Origin of the sequence: Paenibacillus sp. Soil750 (assembly GCF_001428045.1) — a bacterium.
In the GTDB taxonomy this organism is placed as follows: Bacteria; Bacillota; Bacilli; order Paenibacillales; family NBRC-103111; genus Paenibacillus_E; species Paenibacillus_E allorhizoplanae.
Window position 1 is genome coordinate 168809 of record NZ_LMSD01000044.1, and the last position, 22006, is coordinate 190814.

The 22006-nt window shown below is 43.7% G+C and carries 18 protein-coding genes and 2 pseudogenes; 15 read left to right on the forward strand and 5 right to left on the reverse strand.

From position 1 onward, the window contains the following. The first annotated feature begins 10 nt into the window (after window positions 1–10). From ASL11_RS34985 to ASL11_RS35035, 11 genes are all read left to right on the forward strand, one after another. Entirely contained in the window at window positions 11–880 is an 870-nt protein-coding gene (locus ASL11_RS34985) for an AraC family transcriptional regulator (protein WP_056625980.1), read from the forward strand. Window positions 881–1107: 227 nt separating this feature from the next. Continuing rightward, window positions 1108–2193, forward strand: coding sequence for a Gfo/Idh/MocA family protein (locus ASL11_RS34990; RefSeq protein ID WP_056625985.1), 1086 nt, complete (start codon window positions 1108–1110; stop codon window positions 2191–2193). After that, window positions 2190–2945, forward strand: coding sequence for a sugar phosphate isomerase/epimerase family protein (locus ASL11_RS34995; protein WP_056625988.1), 756 nt, complete (start codon window positions 2190–2192; stop codon window positions 2943–2945). Before ASL11_RS34990 ends, ASL11_RS34995 begins: the two co-directional genes overlap by 4 nt. A gap of 67 nt (window positions 2946–3012) precedes the next feature. Beyond that, window positions 3013–4485 carry a sulfatase-like hydrolase/transferase gene (locus tag ASL11_RS35000; RefSeq protein ID WP_056625991.1) on the forward strand — a complete coding sequence of 491 codons (1473 nt, stop codon included), beginning with the start codon at window positions 3013–3015 and terminating at the stop codon, window positions 4483–4485. 13 nt (window positions 4486–4498) lie between these two features. Then, window positions 4499–6034 (forward strand): extracellular solute-binding protein, encoded by a 1536-nt coding sequence (locus ASL11_RS35005; RefSeq protein ID WP_056625997.1) that lies wholly within the window; start codon window positions 4499–4501, stop codon window positions 6032–6034. Between the two features lie 34 nt (window positions 6035–6068). Beyond that, window positions 6069–6956, forward strand: a complete 888-nt coding sequence (locus ASL11_RS35010; protein ID WP_056625999.1) for an ABC transporter permease — start codon at window positions 6069–6071, stop codon at window positions 6954–6956. Next, window positions 6953–7822 (forward strand): carbohydrate ABC transporter permease, encoded by an 870-nt coding sequence (locus ASL11_RS35015; protein WP_235550668.1) that lies wholly within the window; start codon window positions 6953–6955, stop codon window positions 7820–7822. Before ASL11_RS35010 ends, ASL11_RS35015 begins: the two co-directional genes overlap by 4 nt. Window positions 7823–8210: 388 nt before the next feature. Then, window positions 8211–9560 carry a glycoside hydrolase family 27 protein gene (locus ASL11_RS35020; protein WP_162261694.1) on the forward strand — a complete coding sequence of 450 codons (1350 nt, stop codon included), beginning with the start codon at window positions 8211–8213 and terminating at the stop codon, window positions 9558–9560. Between the two features lie 38 nt (window positions 9561–9598). Then, window positions 9599–11059 carry a sulfatase-like hydrolase/transferase gene (locus ASL11_RS35025; protein ID WP_056626005.1) on the forward strand — a complete coding sequence of 487 codons (1461 nt, stop codon included), beginning with the start codon at window positions 9599–9601 and terminating at the stop codon, window positions 11057–11059. A gap of 288 nt (window positions 11060–11347) precedes the next feature. Then, a complete protein-coding gene (locus ASL11_RS35030; RefSeq protein WP_056626008.1) occupies window positions 11348–11848 on the forward strand; it encodes a shikimate kinase in 501 nt (166 codons plus the stop codon). A 314-nt stretch (window positions 11849–12162) separates the two neighbouring features. Next, window positions 12163–12942 carry an SDR family oxidoreductase gene (locus ASL11_RS35035; protein ID WP_056626010.1) on the forward strand — a complete coding sequence of 260 codons (780 nt, stop codon included), beginning with the start codon at window positions 12163–12165 and terminating at the stop codon, window positions 12940–12942. 484 nt (window positions 12943–13426) lie between these two features. Here ASL11_RS35035 and ASL11_RS35040 read toward each other — a convergent pair whose 3' ends face one another. After that, window positions 13427–14092 carry a protein kinase domain-containing protein gene (locus ASL11_RS35040; RefSeq protein WP_056626013.1) on the reverse strand — a complete coding sequence of 222 codons (666 nt, stop codon included), beginning with the start codon at window positions 14090–14092 and terminating at the stop codon, window positions 13427–13429. A 220-nt stretch (window positions 14093–14312) separates the two neighbouring features. On the opposite strand from ASL11_RS35040, the gene ASL11_RS35045 reads away from it, so the two are divergent. Next, on the forward strand, window positions 14313–15095 hold the full coding sequence (locus ASL11_RS35045; protein ID WP_056626016.1) for a copper amine oxidase N-terminal domain-containing protein: 783 nt from the start codon (window positions 14313–14315) through the stop codon (window positions 15093–15095). 228 nt (window positions 15096–15323) lie between these two features. Here the strand turns inward: ASL11_RS35045 and ASL11_RS35050 are convergent. Next, window positions 15324–15571: pseudogene (locus ASL11_RS35050) on the reverse strand (transposase); the annotation flags it as partial. 429 nt (window positions 15572–16000) lie between these two features. Between ASL11_RS35050 and ASL11_RS38295 the strand changes: the two are divergent. Next, window positions 16001–16162: a DUF5316 family protein gene (locus ASL11_RS38295; protein WP_442953122.1), complete on the forward strand. Its 162-nt coding sequence runs from the start codon at window positions 16001–16003 to the stop codon at window positions 16160–16162. A 290-nt stretch (window positions 16163–16452) separates the two neighbouring features. Here the strand turns inward: ASL11_RS38295 and ASL11_RS35055 are convergent, their stop codons facing one another. The 3 genes from ASL11_RS35055 to ASL11_RS35065 are packed head-to-tail and all read right to left on the reverse strand — an operon-like array spanning window position 16453 to window position 19919. Then, window positions 16453–17523 carry a Ger(x)C family spore germination protein gene (locus tag ASL11_RS35055; RefSeq protein WP_056626021.1) on the reverse strand — a complete coding sequence of 357 codons (1071 nt, stop codon included), beginning with the start codon at window positions 17521–17523 and terminating at the stop codon, window positions 16453–16455. Continuing rightward, entirely contained in the window at window positions 17510–18592 is a 1083-nt protein-coding gene (locus ASL11_RS35060) for a GerAB/ArcD/ProY family transporter (protein WP_056626023.1), read from the reverse strand. The genes ASL11_RS35055 and ASL11_RS35060 overlap by 14 nt, the downstream gene beginning before the upstream one ends. Next, a complete protein-coding gene (locus ASL11_RS35065; protein ID WP_056626025.1) occupies window positions 18585–19919 on the reverse strand; it encodes a spore germination protein in 1335 nt (444 codons plus the stop codon). The genes ASL11_RS35060 and ASL11_RS35065 overlap by 8 nt, the downstream gene beginning before the upstream one ends. A 534-nt stretch (window positions 19920–20453) precedes the next feature. Here ASL11_RS35065 and ASL11_RS37790 point away from each other — a divergent pair. Continuing rightward, a pseudogene (locus tag ASL11_RS37790) lies at window positions 20454–20934 on the forward strand (ABC transporter transmembrane domain-containing protein); the annotation flags it as partial. Between the two features lie 24 nt (window positions 20935–20958). Next, complete coding sequence (locus ASL11_RS35075; protein ID WP_235550675.1) at window positions 20959–21855, forward strand: peptidase domain-containing ABC transporter; 897 nt, start codon at window positions 20959–20961, stop codon at window positions 21853–21855. Window positions 21856–22006 lie beyond the last annotated feature (151 nt).

A 22006-nucleotide genomic window follows, 5' to 3' on the forward strand; every position in this document is an offset into this window, starting at 1 on the left:
AGGGGAGCGAATGAAAGAATATGGCCATGAATTTGCCGAATATCTGTACCACACACCATCCGAATTCGAGAAGAACGGAGGCTTATGGATCATTAGGGCTGGGCAGAACAGGGCAAAGTCCAACTACCTAGTTGGTCCAAAAGTAATCGAATGTTATTCTGTGCATGCTGTGATTAGTGGAAGTGTTACGCTCGTACATGGTAACGGAACGGTTCAACTGTGCAAAGGCGATCTATTCTGTCTGTACCCTGGACTTAGATACAGCTATCAGCTAGCCAAAGCCGATGACGAGCAGCAGTTGAGGATGTATTGGCTAGCTTTCCAAGGCAATCAAGCGGGACCCTTTCTTGATCGAATCGGCTTCAGTAAAGAGAGGCCGTATGTTAACCATCGCTGGATGCCGGAGCATGCGCAGACGATGAACCGTATTCATAGCATGCTTCGAGACCGTGCCGAGTATGATGAAGTGATGCTGCAGCTGAAGCTGTATCAGCTGCTCGAATCGTTAATCGGCAAGACGGATGAGCAGGCGAGGAACATAGTGAATATCGATTGGTTGGAGCGATGCAAACAATACATGGACACCCACTACATGGAAGGCATCGCCGTTACCAATGTCGCAAAGATTGCTGGCGTACACCGCTCCCATTTGTATCAAGAATGTATCCGCATCCTCGGCTTCAGTCCTATGCAATATTTGATTAAACTGCGCATGGAGAAAAGTATTGAGCTGCTGAATGATGGAGAATTCAATGTAACGGATATCGCACTTTCCATTGGTTATCCAGACGTATACTCATTCTCGCGGGCGTTCAGCAGATATTACGGGATGTCCCCGACGCAATACCAATCTGGTACACGTATAGGAACCAACAAATGACGATGACAGGGTGTCATTTATAAGTGAGCTGGGAGTGTTTATTTTGCTAACATCTACATACGTAAACCTTAGATATACAGGAATTCAGAGGAGACAAATTGCTAAAGATCGGCAATCAAAATGACATTTCCATTCGATCATTGATCCGTTACACTGGTAGTAATAATTCCAAGTAGATTACTTTGTTTTGTCATTTATCTCGGTATATCGGTATAGGAGGATTCGGTATGAAAGAGAAACTAAAAGTTGGCGTGATTGGGATCGGCCAAGTAGCTGCCATTCATTTGGAAGCTTATCGCACCCATCCTGAGGTGGAAATTGCCGCTCTGTGTGATATTGTCTACGAAAAAGCAAAGCGCTCGGCACTTGAGTTTCATGTACCGAGGGTATATACCGACTACCGAGAGCTTCTCAAGCAGAAGGATCTCGACTTTATCGATATCTGCACACCGAATGCCTTTCATGCGCGCATTGCAATTGAAGGCTTGCATGCGGGTAAACACGTGTTTACAGAGAAGCCAGATGCCATCGATGTGGAAGAAGCACTGCAAATGGCGAAGGCTGCCAGCCAGTCAGGCAAACATCTCATGGCGATGCGTAATAATCGATTTGCTCCAGGCGTGCAGTTCCTTAAACGATTCATTGATCAAGGGCAGTTAGGCGAAGCGTATACGGGGCGCTGTGGTTGGCTACGAAGACGTGGAATTCCTGGCAAAGGCGGATGGTTCACAACAAAGGAGATATCCGGCGGTGGGCCGCTTATCGATTTGGGCGTACACTTCATTGATGTTGCCATATGGCTGATGGGTAATCCGAAACCGGTTAGCGTAGTTGGCGCAACCTATACCAAGTTTGCCGAAACAAGCTTATCGGATTCCATTCATAGCGGATATGGCGAGAAGAAAGATGATGGCGTGTATGATGTAGAGGATTTGGCGTCTGGATATATTCGTTTCCAGAATGGAGCGACGCTTCAGCTTGAATTCAGTTGGGCCTCGAATGTGGAGCAGGAGGAGTCATTCGTTGAACTGCGTGGAACCAAAGCAGGGTTCTCACTTCGCAAGGGAGAGGTGAAGTTGTTCTCGGAAATAGCAGACACGATGTGCACGACCATTCCTGATTTATCCAAAGCGAAGACAGGCGGGAATCATGCCAAGCATCTTCATCATTTTATCGATGTGCTGCAAGAGAGAGCGGAGCCTATAATACGGCCTGAGCATGGCGTTGACATGATTCGTATTTTAAGCGCGTTGTATGAATCTGCACGCATAGGTAGAGAAGTCAGGTTGGATGAGGAGAGGGGAGAGCCTTGAAACAGAAATTCGCCATTCAACTGCATACGGTACGGAAAGAGTTTGAGCAGGATTGTGCAGGTGTACTAAGGGAATTGGCCGCTATGGGCTGGGCTGGTGTTCAGACTGCACAGTTGTACAATCATGACCCGCGTGAAATCGCAGCAGTATTAGTTGAGACAGGACTTCGCGTTGCGGGCATGCACGTCGATTATGAGCAGCTTAATAATCAGCTAGATATCGTTATAAGTGAGGCAGAAATGTTCAACACTCGCGACCTCATATGTCCAGCGCTGCCTCCAAGATTGCGCAATGAACAAGGATTTAGGGAGGCGAGGTCAGTCTTAAATGAAATCGCTCATAAAGGGAAGGAAAAAGGTTTGCGCATCCATTACCATAACCATGCTTATGAGTTTGAGACGCTGATAGATGGGGGCTCGGCGCTATCCTATATGTGTGATACGACGGACGGCAGCGATATTTATGCAGAGCCGGATGTATATTGGGTGAAGAAGAGCGGAATTGACCCTTTATATTTCATTCAACAGTACCCTAATCGCATACCCTATATTCACTTAAAAGATATGACGCCAGGGGACAATTCAGAGTTCACAGAGATTGGAACAGGCATTATTGATTTCAAACCTATACTTATTTGGGGCGAAAAGCACGGCATAGAATGGTACGTGGTCGAGCAGGATCAGTGCAAAGGGTCGGCAATGGACAGTGTGGCTGTCAGTTATACCCAGTTAGTGCGCCTTTCACGGGATTAAATCCGACTATTCACATAAGAATAAACGTAAAAAAATAGATGGAGCCATCATTAGAGGAGGGGGACATGTGGGCAAACCCAATATCTTGATTTTTATGACCGACCAGCAGCAGGCCGGGGTTATTGCACGAGATCATCCTTGTCAGATGCCGAATGTTCGAGCTTTGGCGGATGACGGTCTTACTTTCACGCGTGTCTATACGACCATGACACACTGTTGTCCTTCCCGTGCATCCTTCATGACGGGGAAATATCCTTCGCAGCATGGCATTCATAATAATGTGAGCAATGCTGCAGCGCTACGTCGTGGGCTTTACTCAGGTGTTACGACATTCTCGGAAGGGCTCAAGTCGGCCGGATACCAGCTCTACTTTTCTGGTAAATGGCATATTTCAGCGGAAGAAAATCCTGTAGATCGGGGCTGGGAAGAGCTTCTTGTAACTGCGGGAATGGACGCGGTGATGGGCCATACCATAGACGGTTGGCGGGAAAAAGATAGCATGGTCCAGTCTGGGCCGAGGCAGCCGGGCGAAATTGCAAGGCCAGGTTGGGGCAATTACAAGCTCTATGGTACTTCACAAGTGGAATACGAGGATACAAGAGACTATCGGGTGGTACAACATGCGGTTGAACAGCTGGATAAACTAACAAAAGATGAAACACCATGGTGCATGTATGTAGGGGTAACGGGGCCACATGATCCATTTCAAATTCCCGAAAGATATGCACGAATGTACGATCCGTCGCTTATTCCGCTTCCACCGAATTACTACGATTCTCTTCAAAATAGGCCAGAAGTTTACCGCCGGATGCGCAAGATTTGGGATCAACTTTCGGAGGAAGAAGTCAAGGAATCGATTAGTCATTACTGGGGCTATTGCACCATGGTTGACGACCTATTGGGAGAAGTACTCAAGGCTTTGAAGCGAACCGGTCAAGCTGATGATACGCTGGTGGTCTTCTTATCTGATCATGGTGAAAATGTTGGAGCACACGGCTTGTATTTAAAAGGAATCAGTCCGTTCGAAGAAACGTATAGATTGCCTTGTGTGCTTCGCTGGCCTAACGGAATAGCACAGCCGGGGAGGGAGGTCGATGCGCTGACAAGCATCATGGATTTTGCACCGACCTTTCTGGACATAGCAGACGCGAGTAGGTACATGGCAGCGGATACGAAAGGGCTCAGCTTGACGAGATGGTTTGATGGCGAGGAGCCAGAAGCATGGAGGGAAGCTTTGTTTACACAATGCAATGGAGTAGAAGTGTACTACATGCAGCGGATCGTCCGAACGGAACGGTATAAACTGGTATATAACCCGACAGATGTCGATGAGTTGTACGATCTGCAGGAGGATCCCCACGAGCTTTGCAATTTACAGGATGCACCGGAAATGCAGGAAATAAAACGATCCTTGTTTATGGCGATGTGGAGAGAATCTGCGGATGCGGGGGATTTTATCTTTAACCAATATCCGACGGTAGCTTTAGCGGAATGGGGCCCGGCGTGCGCCATTGGAACAAACCGTAGAACAGATATTTGAGAGGAGTAAACGAATGAAAGCGACCAAATGGTTACATCTAGGACTCACAGCCGTAATAGGTATTGGAGCTTTGACGGGCTGCTCCAGCGGAAGCAAAGAGAACCCTTTTACGGCCGTAGGCGGAAGTGCACAAGAGCCTGTATCGATTAAAGTCATGACCATCCATTATGAGGATCAGCCTCCGATGGAAGGTAACCAGGCGAAGGAATATATCGAAAAGAAAAACAATGTGAAGCTTTCCATGGAACTGGTGCCCGCTTCGACCTATGACGAGAAACTGAATGTCACGATGGCAAGCTTAGATCAGTATGACTTAATCCTTTTGAAATCAGGGATCAAAGACCCTAAATTTGAAAAATTGGCAAGACAGGGCGCATTCTACGATCTCACATCCTTGGTCAAAGGGAAAAAGAATTTGGATCAAAACATTCCCGAAACGGCATGGAAAGCTTCCAGTGTTAATCAGAAAATTTATGCGATTCCTCGACCACAATACGCCTATGGGAATGGTTCAGCCAATATTATTATGCGTAAGGACTGGCTTGACCGTTATGGCCTCAGCGTTCCGAAAACCATCGATGAACTGACGAATGCCTTGCGGGTATTCCGGGAAAAGGATCCGGTAGGTGGCGGGAAAACGATTCCTTTTGTCACATTTGCCGCACAGGCGGATGATGCCAAGTCTGTTTTCGGCGGAATGGCACCAGTTAAGTTTGCATTTGGCATGCCAAATAACTACCGAATTGAAAACGATAAGGCTGTATACGCCTTAGAGACAAAGGAATATAAAGATTATTTGGATTGGCTGAAGCTGGCATGGAGTGAAAAGCTGTTAAATAAAGATGCGACGCTGCTCAAGAATCAACAAAATAAGGATAAGTTTCTTGCAGGTGAAGCAGGTGCGCTTGTCTACCATGTAGGTTTGCTCGGTAGTAACAACTTCGACAAGCTCAAGACTGTAGATCCTAAGGCTGAAATGGTTGTTCTGCCTACTATTGAAGGTCCTGGTGGGAAGAAAGGCGTCAATCAAAGCTTGGGCTTCTTCGGTTCCTGGGTGATTCCTTCTACAGTATCCAAGGAAAAAGCGGAGCGCATTGTGGAATTTCTGAATGCCCAGGCGGCTCCTGAATACGAGTATTACCGCAATGGCGGGATCAAAGGCGTCCATTCCACGGATATTAAAGATGGGATTGTCAGTCGAACACCAGAACAAGAGAAGCTTAGTGAGAAAGAAAAGCCTTCGACTTTCCTGTTGTTATGGCCACTCGATCCTTATAACTATGCCAATTCAACAGACCCGCAGGTGAATAAACTGCAACGTAGTATTCTGGACAGCTTTAAAACGATCGGCGTGCTGGATACGTTCTCCGGTTTGATTTCACCTACCGATCAGAAAAATCCGGATCATGAGAAGAAGGTCGATGCGTCGGCGATCAAATATGTGACAGGGCAAGCTGGATGGGACGTTGTGCAGAAAGAAATCGCAGCTTGGCAGCAGAACAGCGGAAATCAGATTGGAAAAGAGCTATTGGAGCTTTATCAGCAATAGTTAAGCTAACTTAGACAAAGAGAGGTATACGCTGATGGCAGTAAAGTGGAGAAGTAATGCATGGCTCTATGTATTGGCCGCTCCGGGCATAATCTATTTCTTAGTCTTTCATTACTTTCCAATGTGGGGAGTATGGATTGCCTTTCAGGATTACAGCCCGTTTTTGGGAGTTTTCAAAAGCGAGTGGGTCGGTATGGAGCACTTTCGTAACTTTCTGACCCATGATGACTTTCCTCTCTTGCTGAAAAATACGCTGCTTCTAAGTTTGTATCATTTATTCTTTTATTTTCCATTCGTATTATTTATCGCCATCATGCTAAATGAGCTTCGGTGGTTGATCTATAAACGGCTTATTCAAACCATCTTGTACCTGCCGCATTTCATTTCTTGGGTGATTATAGCGGGCATGACACTGGTGTTCTTTGGGCCTTCTGGTGTGATCAACCATTATGTTGGTAACGGAGAAAGCATTCCTTTTCTCGTCAGCAATGAATGGTTTCGCTCGATGATGGTGCTGCAGCATATTTGGAAGGATCTTGGCTGGGGGACGATTATTTTTCTTGCCGCGATGGCAGGGGTAAATCCCGAGTTATTCGAAGCTGCTAAAGTGGATGGTGCCGGACGTTGGCGTCGCATTTGGCATATTACGCTACCAGGTATTCGCAGCACGATTGTCATCCTGCTCCTGCTGCGTCTAGGACACTCGCTGGAATCGAACTTCATGCAAATTTTTCTAATGTCCAACGCGATGAATCTAGAAGTATCCGATGTGTTCGATCTTTATGTCTACCGTGTCGGTCTGCTTGGCGGGGATTATAGCTTTGCCACTGCAGCGGGTCTATTTAAATCGATTGTCGGTTTGATATTAGTATTATTGGCTAACAAAGCTGCCAAATCGATGGGGGAGGAAGGGGTATTTTGAATAGACAAACATCCCTTTTTGATGTAGGCAATGCCGCTATGTTCCTCCTGCTCGGTTTGGGGGTAGTGATTCCATTTCTATACATGCTGGCGGTTTCGCTCAGCTCCACGCTGGAATCGGCAGGTGGGCATTTATATTTCATTCCTAAAGACGTAATGCTGGATGCCTATCGGTACCTTTTTTCCACGAATCGCTTTATACGGTCGTTAGGCAACTCGGTATATCTTACTGTCGTAGGCACGCTCATTAATTTGTTCGTTTCCATTACGCTCTCCTACGCTCTGTCCAAGAAGAAGCTGCCAGGACGCCGAACGATGCTGATGTTTGTTTTCATTACCATGCTGTTCGGAGGCGGGTTAATTCCTCACTATTTGCTGATCAAATCACTTGGTTTGATGAATACGTACTGGGCGTTGCTGCTGCCGGGCGCCACGAATGCGTTTACCGTTCTCGTCATGAAGACCTTTTTTCAAAATTTACCGGAGAGTTTGGATGAAGCAGCTCGTATCGATGGGGCAGGCGAGATTCGCATTTTGTTTTCTATTATTTTGCCGCTATCCAAGCCGATTCTGGCGACTTTCTCACTGTTTTTCATGGTTCATCATTGGAATGAATTCTTTGCGGCTGTGATCTATCTGAGTGATGCCAGCAAATGGCCGATTCAGGTGCTGTTGCGCCAAATGGTTGTAGGAGGAACGGCCGAGGTTGGTTCCCAAAGTTCACTCGAAATAGAGATGGCAACGTCGATCGGGGAAAATGTGAAAATGGCGGCAATTCTGGTGGCTATGCTTCCTATTGTGGTTGTCTATCCTTTTCTGCAAAAATATTTCGCGAAAGGTGCGCTGATCGGATCGATTAAGGAGTGAAGGTTTCTACCTTACCTTTTATAGACAAAATCATAAAGTTAAACCAGCCTTTTTGCCATTACTGTTCCGTCCAAATTGGTGATTCAACTTCAAACCAAAGCATTCGGTGAAGGGGAAACGGCGACTCCTGCTTATATCCAGGGCATCTACTATGGCGGTGAGGTGTATGAGACAGCCACGGGGTCCTATAATCCTATCCGAAACGAATCAATGATGTGGTTAACTCTTTGAAAATAAAAGTAACCTCAACAGACAAAGCGGGCGGATTGTACCAGACGCTTCCGACAGCTTATCAATAAAGCTAGTGCTCTTCCTCTGTGCGTCAGGGGGAGAGTTTTTTATGATAGAGGGATTCAACTAACCTATGCGCACAAAGGAGCTTACTCATTTGGAAACAATAGCTAGGAAACAGCATGCCTTAACACCCACACCTCCCATGGGCTGGAATAGCTTTGATTGTTATGGTTGCGCGGCATCCGAGCAAGTGCTGCTCGAGAATTTGGAAGTGATGGCTGAGCGATTGAAGAACGCCGGCTATAACTATTTCGTTGTCGACAATGGTTGGTTTGCCGAATATGAAATAGAGCCGGGTCATCGCTTTCCAACAGCTAAGCATGCGCTTGATGTACGAATAGACGAATATGGCAGGTATTTACCCTCTCATTGTTATTTTCCGAAGGGGCTGCAGCCACTGATTGATCGTACACATGAACTTGGGCTCAAATTCGGTATTCATATCATGCGTGGTATTTCCCGTAAAGCCGTCGAAGAGAACCTGCCGATATTCGGTACGCCTTATCGGGCTGCTGACATTGCCAATACGGCGGATACCTGTGTATGGTGCCATTATAACTATGGTATCGATATGGATAAGCCTGGATCACAAGAATTTTATAACGCTTGGATCGGGCAACTCGCCGATTGGGGTGTGGATTTCATAAAAGCTGATGATATTACCGGCTTTCCTCGTGAGATCGAAGCGATTGTTAAAGCGATCGAGAAGTGCGGACGCGATATCGTACTGAGCCTTTCACCAGGGGGCCAGACGGTCCTTGAACAGATAGACACTTATAGCCTCGCCAATATGCTGAGGACAACCAAAGATGTCTGGGACAATCAACGTGATATTGACAGGGCATTCGACAAGTGGCTGGAATTTAATGATGTTCGCCAGGAAGGCTTTTGGCTAGATATGGATATGATTCCTTTCGGGCATCTAAGTGTTTGGAGACCGGAAGAGAAACAGCAAGCGGAATCTATTGTATCTTCTCAGGAAGAGCTTTTTAGCGGAAAAGGAAGAGAACGGATGAGCGGGTTAAACCGCAGCCAAATGCTGACTTTTATTACGATGAGGGCACTTGCTGCCTCTCCCTTATTCATGGGAGGAGCACTTCCGACAACGGATGAGTTTTCGTTTGAATTGCTTACCAACCCTGATATGATTGCTTGCAATCAAAACGGCGTCATGGGAACTAGGGTTTATCATAACGAGGGGATCGAGGCATGGTCTACTCGGAAGAAGGAAAGTCTCAACGAGGGATGGATAGGTATTTTTAACCGAACTGGAGAGATGAAGTCGGTTGAGATCACACTGCAAGAGCTCTCATTGCCGCATGCACCCGGCACTCTTTTGCGGAATATTTGGGAAGAGCCTGCAATGAACTACGACGGAACTCAAATCGAAACACAGATTGATGCGAACGGCGTATTGTATATCCATTTTATCGGGGAAAAATGAGGTAGCTTTCACTTTATATAAGAAAGGAATGGATAGGAATGACCTCTGCTGCTGCACGAAACAATTGGAATATCCTAGTTATTACGTCGGATGAACATAATGCCAAAATTATGGGCTGCGCGAACCACCCGATCATTCGTACCCCTGGTTTGGATCGACTGGCCAGCGAGGGGACGCTTTTTACGAAAGCGTATTGTGCTTATCCGATTTGTGCCCCGACCCGCCAAAGCTTTATCACTGGACAATACCCATTGGAGCATGGCCAACTCAGCAACGCGCATGTATTTGATAAACGGACTCTGACATGGGCGCATCATTTTAAGCAGCATGGGTATACGACGGCTTGTATTGGTAAAATGCATACCAATCATGAGTCGTACGAATACGGCTATGATTACAGATACAGTACAGAGCATTTTACTGAGGACATCAAAGCGCGAAGAGCATCAGATCCACCGCAATTTGATCCTGACGACAAGCTTATATTTGATGCTATGACCGATATTCGTGCTGGAGGGAAACAACCTTCACGGCTGCATGGCAAAGTAGTGAAAGATGAGTCATTGGAGACCGATGCTATTATGCTAAAAGAGGCAGTTCAGTACTTGACGGCACATCAATCTCAAAAATTTTTCCTACACGTTTCGTTTGTTCAGCCGCACTGGTATTGGAATACAAATAAGCAATTTTATTATATGTATGATCCTGCGAACATTGATTTTCCGGAGAGCGTGCCAGGTGAGTTGGAAAGCAATGCTGTTGTGTATAAAATGGCGGAGCAGGCTGGTTGGTTTCAAAATACGGAGAAGATGAACAGACTGGCGCGAGCCAGGTATTATGGCAGTATTAGCTGGATGGACCATAATGTGAATCAACTGCTGGATACGCTTGACGCGCTTAAACTTACGGAGAACACGCTGGTTGTGTATTTCTCTGATCATGGGGATATGGCTGGTGAAAAAGGGCTGTGGCTTAAAAATCAGATGTATGATTCCTCGGCTCGTATTCCGCTAATTATGCGGATGCCAGGTGTTGTTCCTGCCGGTAAAGTCAACGAAACGCTGATCAACCACGTAGATTTGTTTCCTACGCTCGCGGGTCTCACGAGTGCACTAGAGCACCTGCCGACTACCCTATCCGGCAACGATCTGTCGGGTTCTGTGATCATCAGTGGAAGCAGAAACGAAGATCCACATGAAGAGAGAAAATTTACATTCAGTATGCAGGGGCTGCATAGCGTAGATAGTGTACCTATGCAGGTGATGGCACGTTCGGAACGATGGAAGTTCATCCAGTATAACCTTGAAGCGCCCGAGCAGCGCTATGTATTGTACGATATGAATAATGATCCGGATGAAACGCACAATTTGGCTTATAAAGATTCGTTACAACTTGTCGTTGCGGAACATCTGCAAGCAATCAATGGGTTCCTTCGTGGATTACGAAAGCCGGTTTATAAGGTGAAGCTCAAAAAGGATGCGAATGTAATGCAGGTCTGATGGTTTGATATGTGGAAGTGATATTGAAAATTAATCATGAAGGTCATAGGATGTAAGTGGTGCCGTACGATTTCCAATTACATATGGAGTTTTCATTGACCCGCTAAATTATAATCCTAATACAAATTCATTCAGCTCCTTCGGAGAACAATAATTGAGGGGATTGCTTCACGGCAGCCCCTTATTTGTTTATTACGTATCGGGCGTTTAATGACTTCTAAAGGATATTTATGATGATTGTCGAATGGTTTAGCGAAACTATACCAATTAAAATTAGTGAGGAAGAATATGAATATAGTTCTTATAGGTATGTCTGGAGCTGGTAAGAGCACTTTAGGTGTTTTGCTTGCCAAAGCTTTAGGAATGGACTTCGTGGATACAGATATTGTTATACAACAACATGAAGGTAGGCTGTTACAAGATATAATTGATAATGACGGTATCGAACAATTCTTGGAAATAGAAGAAAGAGCTGTTTCCGAATTGCAACTGAAAAATTGCATAATTTCTACAGGTGGAAGTGTTATATATTCAGAAAAGGCTATGAATATCCTTAAACAGAATGGTCAGATTATTTATTTACATGTCCCATATAAAGAAATTCAGAGAAGACTTATAAATGTAACAACCAGAGGCATTGTTATAATGAAGGGAAATAGTCTTAAGGATGTTTACGAGGAAAGAGTTCCTTTATACAATAAATACAGTGATATTACCCTTGATTGCTCAAATAAGAATATAGAACAATGTGTTAGCGAGATTCTAGAGAAAGTACAAGAATGTCATTGATTATTAAACTAAAACCAGCTAACATCTCGTCAACATTTTTCTAAATGGCTATTTGATGCTCCAGAAAATGTAGCCGTAATCACCAAAAATAAAATCATGAAGCGAGAGAGCCCCATTTTATATGTATCTCATAACAGAGAAAATGAGTAGAATAATTGTCTATTGATAGCACTGAAGTCGAGTGGATACTAGGGAACTCAATGTAAATTTTTTTATTTCAATTTAATGATGCCTTCCTATCTATATAAACTTCATGTACACTTATTGGTAGAAAGCACCTTACTTATGGAGATGGAAGGAACGGGTGGAATTTGATGAAAATGAGCGGCAATACGGTTCTTGTTACGGGCGGGTCATCCGGCATTGGCTTCGAATTTGCAAGTCAGCTGTTGAAGCTCGGGAATACCGTTATTATCACTGGGCGGGATCAAGCGAGGCTTGATGCGACTAAGAAAAAACTACCAACGGTACATACGTTTCAGAGCGATGCGGGAGATCCTCAAGCGATTGCAGCATTGTATGCTGCAGTGGTGAAGCAATTTCCCAAGCTCAATGTCTTGATCAATAACGCAGGGTTTATGCGAAGAATAAATCTTCATGCTGCGGGTAACGACCTAGAGGATTTGAACAGCGAGATCGAAACGAACCTCAGTGGTCCGATCTGGATGGTGCAGCAATTTTTATCTCATCTGAAAACGCAAGAATCGGCTGCGATCATAAATGTCTCATCAGGCCTTGCGTTCGTGCCTCTTCCGATCTCACCCATTTATTGCGCAGCAAAGGCCGGCATTCATTCCTATACGCTTTCGCTCAGAGCACAGCTTAAAAACACCCAGGTCAAAGTATTTGAGCTGGCTCCACCTTTGACAGAAACTCCGCTGGTGGATACATTCGATCCGGCAGATTTGACAGGTTCAAAGGCGATGCCGGTCGCTGACATGGTGAGTTATGCGATCAAAGGAATGGAGATTGACCGATACGAAATCCGGCCCGGCCAAAGCAATGCTTTAAAAATGATGAACCGGATAGCGCCGAATTTTATTTTTAGCCAGCTCAGTAAGACTGTGGACCACATGCTGGGCCAGACAAAATAGTAAGTCATAGAAAGAAACGCATCTTTCAAGCTCAGCCCGCCTTCGATCCGATAAGCATCGGCGGCTGGAGACATTCCCAGACCTAAAGCGAACTGCGTTTTTGTGGGAAAAGATAGCCATAACAATCCAACACCACCACAAGTTGGTTGGTGTTTTTTTTGTTAACGTCGGAGGGTTACACCAAATGGAACAGTATGATTTTGGCAATCAAGAGCCTGTCTCATGGAAGTTCAACATTTCGTCTATCTCACGTCCCCCATTGTCGGGGACAAGAACTTTATCTTATTCCCGACGGAGAGCGGAAGGAGTACATTCCAACTGTTTAATCTAACTGGCAGTTTTCCTTCTATAAGTCGCGAATCGTTATGATAAAATTAGCTTCTGAGGATTGTAATGTTATTTTCGAGGATTGTTTTTCTGTAAATATTAACAATTGGTTAGAAGGAACAACAGGGAACGTGCCACAAAAACCAGGTGAGGTGCCTTAGCAAAAAGGCCGCAATGCGGCAATGAGTGCGTCAGTCGATGGATACCTGTCCTTATTGTTTACGTCAAAGGGATTTAATAACACACGCCTAAGATCTCTATCGCGAATTTCCGCCTTATGGATATCCGCTAGCGTCCCGTTCATGAGGAAAGCGCATATTTTGCACACAGCCTGTAGCTCCTTATTCATGACAGCGGGACTCACAATCTCTTTGGCAATGTTGAAATCTATTACTTTGACCGTCTCAGGCTTATTGTGAAGTATCATTACATTTTTGGGCAGCACATCATTATGGATATACCCTGTTTTGTGGAGTTGTCTAAGCCCCTTGAGGATGTTGATTGTAATCTCTACACTTAAGTCCTGATCCCGCTTATTGGTGAAGGTATTATGAAAGTCATTGCCCAAAGTCGCCCCCCGGATATACTCAGTAACCAAATAGCCTTTTTCCCCCATCTCAAAATAATCATAATAGCGTGGCAAAAACTCACCGATCCGGTAACTCTGCATAATCCGCGCTTCGCGTCTTGCCGCCTCACGGTTGGAAGTCTCTTTGATTGCCAGCTGGCGTCCTTTCGAATCATAAGCTTTATAGACCTTGCCTAAAGCTCCTGACCCAATCAAGTTAAGATCAACTGTATATCCACCCCACATGGTTCCCATCATAGCCCCTCCTATTTTTACGAGATTGATAGATTTATAGATTTATTTTATGTGGACCGTGCAAAAATTGCTTGGACATATATATCAAAAATTATAGCGGGTTAGATAACGACAACTTACGCATTAAAAACAATGTAGGTATAATTCCAATTACAATGGTAACTTTTTACTTGCTCGCTTCGTCTAATTCGTTGGAACTAAACAGTGGGAGTGATGAATTTTGAAAAAGTTTGTTTTAGGTCTAATTTGCGGAATTGGTTTATCCGCAACAACTGCTGTTTATGCGTCTGACACAATCCAAGCGTACTTATTTCCTGCCAAATTTGTATTTAATGGTCAAGACAAAGAATTAGATAGTGAATACACTACATTAAACTATAACGGTCGCGCGTATGTACCCATTCGTTTTGTGGCTGAAAACATGGGTGCTCTTGTTAAATATGAAGACACCACCAAAACGGTTTCCATAGTAGACACAAATTCAATAACTTTGCGAGATATGGGTTTAAGCGATTCAACTTCAATGGATCCAGAAATAAAGAAGATGATGGAAGAGCCAAAGCTAGTACATAAAGACGATCAATTTGAGATGAAGTTGAACATACAAAAGAAGAAGTACAAAGTAGGCGAACCCATTCATTATTCTGCCTCGCTTACCTACATTGGCGACAGTGATTCAATATTAGTTTGGGGTCCGCACACTTACATAATGTTTTCTTTAACAGATGGTAAGAAAATAAAAATGGAAGGTGCAAGTACGTTGGAGCTTACAGCTACAAGGTTGTTCAAAGGAGAGATCAATGAATACCCGTTTTTCAAGAGTGGTGGCTACTCCGTAAATGATCCCGATACAGGATTTTGGAAAGAATTTTACGCGGAAAATGATCTGTTATTGCCTGCAGGAACGTACTTAATTGCAGCCAACAGCAATTTTTCGCTCACTGAAAAGGTTGTGGACAGCCATTATCACGGTGAAGTTCACACGACAATTGTCGTTGAATAAGGCGATTAAAGCTATCGCATCCCAAACGTTGAACTAACGGGACACGATAACACAATAATAATAGGCTACCGACATGCTCGGTAGCCTATTAAAGTAAACCAGCTAATAACTTGTCAAGATTTTTCAATAGAAAATGGAGAAGATGGTGCTATACTAATTACTGAGTATGCCAAATAACCCTCCAAAATTGCTTTGGAAAGTTTTTCATTGATTTCGTTTGATTTCCAATCAAATCAACTCAAGGTATGCTTCTTTTCGTTTAAGTATGGCAAACATCCAATGTAGTAACTTGTTCACACATGCGACCATCGCTACTTTGTGAGGTTTTCCTTCGGCCATTTTTTGTCGTAAAAAGCTTTGAGCTTCTTACTCCCAGTACGCCTCAGCCCGCATAGCACAACCATGTACAAGGCGTGTCTGAGTCTGCTGGAGCCACGTTTTGTGATCCTGTTAATCGTAGCTGTAAACTTTCCCGAGATGGCTCTGACTTTCTCCTTTTGCAATATCCAGACCTATTACTGGATTCATTCTTCGATCCCTCCTAAAACTGAATTTACCGGTAGCTCCTAGTCCTTCTTGCAGTGTCATAGCTTCGCTTGTTATTCGAGATCGATGTCTCAACCAGCCTTAAACATGTTTCTACAAGTAGGGGGTGAACAGTTTACATCACGGGATCACGGTCCCACGGGCAGAGACGTTCGACACCGGCTACCGTTACTAAACCTCTAAAACACAAAAGAGGTCAACCAGTAAAAACTGGTTAACCTCTTAATACGAACGGGCAGTCAATTTCCAATATGTGGTAAAACAAGGGCAAAGGCTTAGGGGAGGCGTTTAATCTTGAAATTAGCTAAATTATCTCTTTTAAGTGGACTCATTGTTACTATAATTATTTCTTCACTACTATTGTTACAAGTGGCTCACTGATATCAGGTGACCGCCAACGATCTAATGATAATACAGAAACCACATATGATAAAAAACAAAGGGACAGTATCTCGATAGCATGTTTTCTTGCAGCTATCCCGATTTTACTTCTTTGGGGATATCTTAAATATTTTAAATGAAAAATCGATTTAGCTAATGTCGTTGTACTAGCCCTAGTTAGGATTTCAATGGTAAATACTGGAACCTATAGTTAAATCACGACATGACGTCTGCCGGCATAGATCGGCAGCCACGTTATGCTAACTGGCAATAGAGCGTGGCGGAAGACTACCTGCAGCGAACCCCTCAAATAATAAAATTTCTTTATCCCAAAATTCAAAGGTATCTTTACAGGTTTCTTTTAAACTAACACCAGCTCCAGAACTGCATACCTCCCAAAATTCTTTTTTTCAGAGTCGAATTTTTAGATCTAGTTCATTTTAATAAACCCTTCATTTTCAATATCCGCATGGAATTGAAGATCCATTTGTAACTGAGGGTAGTATTTTGTTCTCCAATGCTCTAATTCTTTTCTAGGGATTTTTCTTCTAAAACGCTGCCCCAGTGCTAAAATGTCAGCTTCACTTTTTTGGATTTTCGCAAAGAGTAGTTGAAACCGCTTTGTAAGAAGCGTTTCTAATTCTTCTTTAATTAATGTTTGTGATGGATTTCCTTTTGTTTCTAGGATAACCACTTTCAATTTAACTTGACTATTCATATAAGGTTTATTGTTAATGAGTTTGGTTGTAAGTTTCATTGTATTACTAGTAATTGAAACACTCGCATGATCCAACACTTCAATTTTCCCCGAAGTGCTTTCACCATGGTATACATTATATATGAGAGTTTCGTCGGTATTGATTTGTCCAACCATCTTTCCATTTTTAATAATTGCAGAGCCTAAAAATTCACAAGGCGAATCCGGAGAAGATTTTACAAGAGGGATAGCAACATCGTTGGTGTATGAATAAATACTACGGTAAATTTTCCAAACCTGTGCTCTTGAGATTTGTGGGTTCCATCCCGCATTTTTTTCAAAAAAATCGTAAACAAAGGATCCTTTTGGCACCGTAGTTGTTGATTCTTTAGATAAAAACAGTGAAGTGTCTTCTCCACATATCACAATGTAAGCTTTTGGGGAAATCTCCCCACTTCTCATAAAACCAGAGATGATGTCTTTCATGCCATTTTGTGCAAGTTTTCTGTCAACAATAATAACCTTAATATGGAATAAGTCGACTTGCTTTTCCTTATTCATACTGATCTTATCTACGGCTTGGCTTATTGTTTTTCCTGTTTCGCTGATCAGTTTTAAAGTTATCTCATCCTGATCTATTTCTGGGGTTTGTATAGATACTTTATACAGGTCGCCTTGCATGGCAATAGCCATAACCAATGGTAGTGTGCGATGATTGATGTCCTTATTATCCCAACAACCGCTTAGAGGCAATGCCAGGCATAGAAGCATGCAGATTTGAAATGTCGACTTAATTGTGTGCATGTCCCACCCTCCTCTTAGCTCGCAGCCCAAGATAAAAAATAGACAGAGGAACAGTTACTAAGACAAATAATCTTAAAGGCGAGTTCCACAATAAAAGTTTCTCAACAGTTTCCCAGTCATGAATTGTTAAACAGATGATAAAGATAAACACTGAAAGGAAGATAAGAAGATACTTTGGTTTAACGAAGGGAATGCATTGACTTATGACTTGATTGGTCTCCCACAATACTAGTGAGATAAATATCATGGAGAAAGCGATCAGTGTGAACATGAAAAACATGGTGACTCTGTCGAACATCAACCAAGGGATACTGATCGTTTCGAACACAACAACGAGAGGGAAATGAAGGGTTGCAGCAGTGGCCTCTCCGAATGTGAGAAGCGGAACATAGACGGATAATATAAAGAAGGGGGTAAGGGCAACAATGGCCAGGAGAACTTTTTTTCTTTGATAAGTGAAAAAGGGCGGAACGAAGCCAAGATACAAAAAACCTCCCGCGTAGGCAAAAAAGCTTTTAAGATACGAGGATGTAGTCAGGAACGAAAAACTACCTTGATCGAAAAGGGGAAAGACATAGTTCCAATCAACATTCTGAAAAGAAGTCAAACTGATGATTAGGATCAAAGGTAGCGAAAGAGTACCGACTAGCACACCGGTACGAAATATCGCATTTACTCCTTTTAAAGCTAGATACGTTGACACGAAAAGTAATAAGATTATGATTGACCATAGAGGGGTATTAGATAAAAAGATGATTGTAATGACTTCCGAATAAGCTCGAACTGCTATAATAATAACTACCAGTAAATACAGAGTAACTGGGAGAAGAAAAAAGATAGCTACTGTTTTGCCTGCATTCATATAGATACGAATAATATCCCATCCTGGAAAAGAACTCAGCCCTTTCATATACATAGAAATAGCTGCAAAATGCACGATCATTTCAAAGAGGATAAGAACCCAATGTCCTGAAGGTGTACTGGCAATAATATCTTCGGGATATAGGAAGAAAATGACCCCTAAATGAGTGAGTATAAACATGAACACGACAGCAAAGCTTTTATCCATTTTTGCTTTCATCCTTTGCCACATTGAATTGAGTATAGGGAACTCCAAAGGTATCTAGACTCGCAAGGTAGGCACAGACAATGACTAAACCTGATAATATGCCTAACACTCCGTAGATCGCAGCTAGAAACACGATTAAATATTTAAATAACCGGATCGAGAGAGAGTTTTGAAACCCAACGATAGTTGAATTCGCAATTGTAGTAGCTGCAAGGATAATAATAATGAGGTTACTTACTAATTTGGCTGCAACAATAGCTTGTCCAAATATAATTCCACCTACCATGGTAATCGTGGGTCCAACACTTTTGGGCAATCTAACGCTAGCTTCCAGAATTAATTCCAAAATAGCAAGTACCACTAGGATTTCTACAAGAGCAGGATAAGGCACACTATCACGGCTTTGGGCCACAGCTAACGCAAGTTCTATTCTCAACACTTCAGGATTAACAGCTACAAGAGCAACGTATAAAGCAGGAAAAATTAAAGTAAGTAAGACACCCATTATACGTAAAAATCGTATAGTTATCATTAAGGGCAGCGGATAATTACGATCATTTTCTAGTGCGAACATGTCCCATAACAAGCTTGGAAGTACGAGCGCAAAAGGTAATCGATCTACAAATAGAATGACTTTTCCTACTCGTAAGGACTGAGCAACTTCTTGTGGCAGTTCTGTTGTTTTAAATTTTGAAATAGGGCCAAAGGAAGAAAAGCCCATCGTTTTGGCTAAGTTTTGTAAATTGTTAACTTCCTTGTCCAGATTCATTTCCAGTTGACGAATGATGTTATTCACTAATTCCATATCGACATGGTCTTCGCAATAAAGCACGGAAATTCTTTTTTGCTCGCCATTGCCGACAGAAAACGATTTTACTCGGAGACGATCCGAGTTTAATTGTTTTCTAACAATACCAATGTTTTGATCAATGTCTTCAATAAGTGAACTTAAAGGTCCTTGAAGAACGTTTTCATTGGTAGGAGGTTCAAAAAAACGATTTAGTATCTTGGGTATCGGTTGTGTAACCACATATTTGTTATGATTCTCGAAGTATATAATTAATTTGCCCTCCACAATAGAAGACACAACTTCATTCGTAACGATCTCCTGCACTTCCCCGAACAAGTTCATGAATTCATCTATTGTTTTGTTAGATGTATTTAAGCGTTCTATGAATATATGAAGGGATTCTCGAGATTCTGTTAAATTAATTAAGGTCATAAGCCCCATCAAGACAACAGGAATATCACTAAGATAATCCCGTTGAAGAAAGAAATCATCCATACTCGCGAATTTTTTCTTTATTTCTTCTACCAATGGGTCCATTGTTCTGATTTCTCCCTTATACTTTAAATACTTAAAGTTATATTTTCCCATTTATAAAAGGTTTATACGAAGTATCAATTTCTTAAAAGTAGTGCTTCGCGGCTGATCAGTATTTGTGAATCACTTGATTTATACGTGTTACAAGATTTGCGTTAAATGACAAGTCAAGAACTTGGGCCGATTGCCGATTTATGAAAACAACATTGTCCAAAATTCGACAAGTAAAAGTAAACCGCTCCGTTAATGGCGATAACGAAGACTACGACGTCGTACTGCTGGAAGTGGCGTCGGATCACGCGCGTTCTCACGTCCGACGATGGGATTCTCGTAGCTAATTCCTGCATACGGGCTAGTATCGTTGACCGACAAATAATCGGTATACGCCAGGTGTGTCAAAGGCTACATTGTATCGTGAGGTTGCTAAGAGGGATTTGAATGCTTTGGAGTATGTAAAGGTTGAGGATCGTTTAATAATCACATGTAGTAGGCTCTTCGCGGTTTCTTGCTATTTATCGGCATGTGTTTCGCTTGCCCATGCGCTACTTCGCCACACGGAAAGTGGGCGACATCTTGACGCGCGCTGGTGAAAATCAAGTCATCCGTCATTTTCTCGTAACGAATAGTATGAGTGCCGTACTGAATGTGATGACGATTGTTGTTTACATGATTATTATGTTTACATATAGCGTCCTGGATCGCGTTGGCGTTCATTCCATGCTTCATTACACTTACGCTTATCGTGACTCCGCTTATGAAACGCAACAGCAGGAAGCAATTCCAAGCTGATGTGGACTTGCAAAACGTATTAGTGGAAACCATTGGCTCCATGCGTACCGTGAAAGCTCTCGCGGCCGAAGATGAGGTAAGGAAGAAAGTGGAGAGTAAGTTCCGTCTATCGACTTTCGTGCAAATGAAGAGCTGGAAAATCGGAATTATCTCAGGCTCTATCGGCACCGTGCTGCAAACCTTAAGCGGTGTAACCGTACTGTATGCAGGGGCTGGGTTTATTATCGGGGAGAAGCTGACCGTAGGGGAACTGATGGCATTCAGCGCGGTGTATGCACTCGTTACCAATGCGGCACTGGGCTTAATCGGAATATGGGACGAGTTTCAAGGCTTGCGGATTGCTTTGGAACGGCTTGACGACGTATTCGAGACGGAGCGGGAGGAAGTCGATCCTACCGGGTTGACTGCGCTGCCGAAGCTGCGGGGGACGATCGAATTCGAACGCGTATCGTTCCGCTACGACTCCGACGGGAAGAACGTATTGCAGAATATTTCCTTCGAGTTGGCTCCGGGCCAGACGATTGCCGTCGTCGGTCGGAGCGGGTCAGGGAAATCGACTCTGGTTAACCTGTTGCTCAAGCTATACGAGCCAAGTAGTGGATCGGTGCGCGTCGACGGGCACGATCTGAAGCGGGTGCAGGCCGCCACACTCCGTAAGCAAATCGGAGTCGTACAGCAGGAAGCGGGGCTCTTCAGCGGAACGATTCGCGAGAATATCGCCTATCAAATTCCCGATGCCTCGATGGATGAGGTGATGGCCGCTTCCATGCTTGCGGGAGCGCATGAATTCATTATGACATTTCCGAATGGCTACGATACACAGGTTGGGGAGCGAGGTGCGAGCTTATCTGGAGGACAGCGCCAGCGTATCGCCATTGCGCGGGCGCTGATCGGCAATCCACGCATTCTGATATTCGACGAAGCGACGAGCGCGCTTGACAATGAATCAGAGAAGACGATACAGCGGAATATGAGCACGATACTACAGGATCGAACGACCCTCATTATCGCGCATCGGCTAAGCACGATCCGGCATGCGGACCGCATTCTGGTGCTGGATCAAGGAGTCATTGCAGAGTCGGGTACTCATGAGCAGTTAATGGCCGCTAAAGGTCTTTACCACATGCTGGTCAGCCAACCATTGGAATAACGACTAAATTCTTTTTACCGTCTTAACACATGTGGAGTACTGTTCGCTATTAGTGTCGGTTGACAAGAACATTGTCCGATTGCCCGACAAGCAGTAGACTGACCTGTAACTTGCTAAACTAACGGGCAGAATAATGGAGTATTAAACTTCT